The following is a 4,910-nucleotide window of genomic DNA, read 5'->3' on the forward strand; positions in this document are numbered from 1 at the left end:
CTCTTAAGAAAAATAAACCTTCCATAAATTGCAATTTCGACTTTCCTCTAAATTATAACCTTATCCCGAATTGACGTCACTCCATGACTTCCATGACCATGGGATATTTTTTCCTTATTAGAGTTTATATGGTCGCAAGGTTCACCAACACATTTAGTAAGAAAAGTATCCCAAGGGTATCCATGATAGTATATATGTGATATTTTAGTAAGAAAACAATTACCATTTTTTAAAGTGGCGTATTTCGCATTCGTTTCTATAGCCCGAGCACTCCTATGATGAACTACATTAGAATTCTCTGTATCAAAATTATCTGCGTTAGAGTTATCTGGAGTATTAAATGTAACATGGCGGTATGCATGGGCAGCATGTGATGTTGCTAACAAAGTAGCAAAGAAGATATGTTCTTTAGGAATAGATGAAAAAGCATTAGCAACAGTAGTAACCCAGCTATTATCTGGATTAGAATTATCTGGATTAGAATGGTCAGTAACAAATCCAAAATTTTTGGCTGCCTCTAGTTGTTTTCCTTCGAGGGCTTCTTTGCCGTATTCTGCCATAGTTTCTGCCAGATGAAGGAATTGTAATGTAGTAGATAAATTTGCAAAGTTCTTATCATCATCATAATATTGGCTATTTAAGCACTCAGGATCTTCTGAATCACGATAATAATCAATCAGTATTGTTTTTGACATAAAAATTTATTTCCTATTTAATAATATTGGTTAATATTTTTTTTAACAAGATAGTTAATATAAACTATCAAAATTGATAAAATAGCTTTTTCATAAAGAAGTCAAGACTTAATTTTAAAATTGTTTAATAAAAATAAAATAGTGAAATCTGGTTTTTTTTTGTCATTCTTGCTTCTCCTTGTCATTCTCGCCCACTATTGTCATTCCCGCGTAGGCGGGAATCTAGACCCCTGCTTACGCATAAGCGTTAGTTTAAGAAAACAATAATTGAGAAACCGTCATTGCGAGGAAGACCTTAGGTCGACGAAGCAATCCATAAAAGTAACCAAAAATGGATTGCCACGCCACCTACGGTGGCTCGCAATGACGGAAAAGCGATCTAAAACCCGTTCTACCTTCTAACTTTCAACAGTTGTGGTATAGCATTCTACGCAGGGATGATATAAAATATAAATATTTTTCAAATTAAATTGCATGAAAAGCTTAGTGTTAGGTATTTTTAGTGTATACTCAAAATGAAAGTTAATGGTTATAGCTATCCCGAATAGTATTACTTAGTCATTGCGAGGAGCCACTTTAGTGGCAACGAAGCAATCCAGGAAAGTGATTAGAAATGGATTGCCACGCTCACATACGTTCGCTCGCAATGACAGCATAATACTAGTCGAGTTAGCTATAAAACAAATTTGGAGTGGTTAGTATGAATTATGATTATCTTAAAGAAATATCTGTTGGAGAGGATGTTTATAAAATTTTTGATATAAATAAGGCGGCAAGTGATATTGGGCTTGAGTTAAAGCGTTTACCTTATAGTTTAAGGATATTATTTGAAAATGTTCTGCGTCTAACTGGTAGCCAAGAGAAGTTGTTGCTATTTAAAGAATGGCTTAAGGCAAGGAAATCCGAGGCTGAGATACCATTTATGCCAGCTAGGGTACTGATGCAGGATTTTACTGGCGTTCCGGCTATTGTTGATTTAGCTGCTATGCGTGATGCTATGAAAAAACTAGGGAAGAATCCATTAAAGATTAATCCTTTGATACCTGTTGATCTGGTAATAGATCATTCGGTACAAGTCGATTATTATGGAACAAGTGAAGCTTTTGATAAAAACGTTACAATGGAAGTAGCTCGGAATATAGAGCGTTATGAGTTTTTAAAATGGGGGCAGGAAGTATTTGATAATTTTAAAGTAGTACCCCCGGGAACAGGTATTTGTCATCAGGTTAATTTGGAATATTTAGCTAATGTTGTGTGGACTAAACAACAAGAAGGGGGAACTTTTGCTTATCCGGATACATTGGTTGGTACAGATAGTCATACTACGATGATTAATGGTCTGGCAGTTCTTGGTTGGGGAGTAGGGGGGATTGAAGCTGAGGCGGCAATGCTTGGTCAGCCTCTATCAATGATTATACCTGAGGTAATTGGCTTTAAATTGACTGGCTCTTTAAATGGTATGATTACCGCTACAGATTTGGTGCTAACCATTACCCAAATGTTAAGGAAGAAAAATGTCGTTGGCAAATTTGTCGAATTTTATGGAGATGGATTGGACTTTTTAACATTGGCAGATAGGGCAACTATTTCAAATATGGCTCCTGAATATGGTGCTACTTGTGGCTTCTTTCCAATTGACAATGAGACTATCAAATATCTTAACTTGACGGCTAGAGAGCCAAATCGCATAAAATTAGTAGAGCAATATGCTAAGCTACAGTCATTATGGTACGAATCGACAATTATTCCAGAATATACTGAGACATTAGAGTTGGATTTATCTACTATCGAAGCTTCTTTAGCAGGGCCAAGACGTCCGCAAGATCGAGTTAACCTAAGAAATGCCGCCAGTAATTTTAACAGTGAACTAGCTTCTTTAACCAAAGGTGATGTTAATATTGATAAAAAATACCCTGTGACTGATGAATATGCAATTAGTCATGGTGATGTCGTAATAGCGGCAATTACTAGCTGTACCAATACTTCTAATCCTAATGTAATGGTTGCTGCCGGTTTGCTGGCTAAAAAAGCAGTAGAACTTGGATTAGTGAAAAAGCCATGGGTTAAGACCTCATTGGCTCCTGGTTCAAAAATAGTGACAGAATATCTGAAGAAAAGTGGGCTTGATCAATATCTCAATGATTTAGGTTTTAATCTTGTTGGCTATGGTTGTACTACATGTATCGGTAATTCTGGGTCACTGTTGCCGGAAATAGAAGAGACTATTACCAAAAACAATCTGGTTGTTGCTTCGGTATTATCTGGTAACAGAAATTTTGAGGGTAGGGTACATCCTCTAACCATAGCTAGTTATCTTGCCTCTCCGCCGCTAGTTATTGCTTATGCTATCACCGGTACTATCAACATTAATCTTGAGACGGATGTGATAGGAAAAAGTTGTGATGGTAAGGATGTTTATCTTAAGGATATTTGGCCTACTCAACATTCGATACAGAAAATAATTGAGGAATCTATTGACTGTAAAATGTTTAAGGAGAAATATAGTGATATATTCTTAGGTGATAAGGAATGGCAAAATATTAAGGTAACTAAAAGTGATACTTATAATTGGAATAAAAACAGCACTTATATCAATAATCCACCTTATTTTGAAGGTATCGAGCATATATCGAGTGAATTGGAGGATATAGAATCTGCTAGGATATTAGCCATCTTTGGCAATTCTATTACTACTGATCATATATCGCCAGCCGGAAATATTAGTAAAACAAGCCCTGCTGCTAAATATTTAACCGAGCAGGGTATTTTACCAGCAGATTTTAACTCTTATGGATCACGGCGTGGCAATCATCAAGTAATGATGCGTGGGACTTTTGCTAATAATAGGATTAAAAATGCTATGTGTCCTGGAATTGATGGGGGGATAACGATCAATCAACGGAATGGTCAACAAATGAGTATTTATGACGCTTCTCAGGATTATAAGGCTCATTCTATCCCTTTAGTAATTTTTGCAGGTAAAGAATATGGCTCTGGTTCGTCGAGAGATTGGGCAGCAAAAGGTACTAGTTTACTAGGAGTAAAAGCGGTAATTGCTGAAAGTTTTGAAAGAATTCATCGGTCAAATTTAGTTGGTATGGGTGTGTTACCGCTTGTACTCACTTCTACTACGGTAAGTGATTTAAAACTTGATGGTTCTGAATATATTACAATTACCGGCTTAAGTAATAAAGTAGAGCCTTATGCACAACTTCGTTGTATTATAAGTAGAAAAAATGGTATAGTTGAAACTTTTGAAGTAATATTACAAGTTTTTACAGAAAATGAGATAGATTATATCAAATATGGTAGTATAATGCACTTAGTTGTTAAGAATTTTGGTTTTCTTGGCAATGATGGCGGTTTATGATGAATAAATACTACTAGTTAGCTATAAATTTAAAGGGGGTTTTATGCAAGTATCACTATCAGGTCAACATATTTCTATTGGCAATTCTTTGCAAGATTATGTAAAAAGCCGTACTACGCAAGTAGCAGCAAAGTACTTTTCTACTATAATTAATGCAAACGTACATTTCTCTAAACAAGGATTTCAACTGGTTTGCGATATTGTAGTGAATGATGGTACCGGCAGACATATAATATTGAAAGGTAATGCTGCTTCAGATGACATATATTCAGCATTTGATGCTGCTCTTTCTCGACTTGAAAAGCAGCTTAGAAAGTACAAATCTAAACTCAAAGATCGTCATGATAGAATTAAAATATCCGAAGCGGCACCTAAAGCAGTCAAGTATATTATCACGCCCCATGAACATGAAGACGAAGATAATGTACCAGCCTCTGATAATCCTGTAATTATCGCAGAAAAATCTGTAGAAATATTAATTTTATCAGTAAGTGAAGCCGTTATGAAAATGGATCTTGAAAACCTGCCTGCTTTAATGTTTCAAAATAGTAATACTAATCGTATTAATATAGTTTATTACCGTCGAGATGGCAATATATCTTGGATAGATTCAAAATAGACTAATTTAAATTTATTCAGTAAATTTAGGCTGGGTAATTAAAAGTCGTATGTGGTCAACGTCTATAGTCAATTAATGAGAAGTTGGTGACGTCGTCACTCCATCACTCCTGCTACCCAATTCTCTGGGAGTGTTCGTCAAACTGTGTCAAGTTGAAAAAATAATCTTTTAAATATATAAAATAAAGATTATTGATGTTGTAAATAGCGAAGAATGTGGATAAGTT

Annotated in this window: 3 protein-coding genes; 2 read left to right on the forward strand and 1 reads right to left on the reverse strand. The window is 35.3% G+C overall.

The features are described from left to right. Nucleotides 1-47 precede the first annotated feature (47 nt). A complete protein-coding gene (locus RiCNE_RS05920; RefSeq protein WP_094649665.1) occupies nucleotides 48-695 on the reverse strand; it encodes a hypothetical protein in 648 nt (215 codons plus the stop codon). 700 nt (nucleotides 696-1,395) lie between these two features. On the opposite strand from RiCNE_RS05920, the gene acnA reads away from it, so the two are divergent. Together acnA and hpf are read left to right on the forward strand one after the other, a co-directional pair. After that, nucleotides 1,396-4,065 carry an aconitate hydratase AcnA gene (gene acnA, locus RiCNE_RS05925; protein WP_094649666.1) on the forward strand — a complete coding sequence of 890 codons (2,670 nt, stop codon included), beginning with the start codon at nucleotides 1,396-1,398 and terminating at the stop codon, nucleotides 4,063-4,065. 43 nt (nucleotides 4,066-4,108) lie between these two features. Further along, complete coding sequence (gene hpf, locus RiCNE_RS05930) at nucleotides 4,109-4,684, forward strand: ribosome hibernation-promoting factor, HPF/YfiA family (RefSeq protein WP_094649667.1); 576 nt, start codon at nucleotides 4,109-4,111, stop codon at nucleotides 4,682-4,684. Nucleotides 4,685-4,910 lie beyond the last annotated feature (226 nt).

This window comes from Rickettsia endosymbiont of Culicoides newsteadi (assembly GCF_002259525.1).
Lineage (GTDB): Bacteria > Pseudomonadota > Alphaproteobacteria > Rickettsiales > Rickettsiaceae > Tisiphia.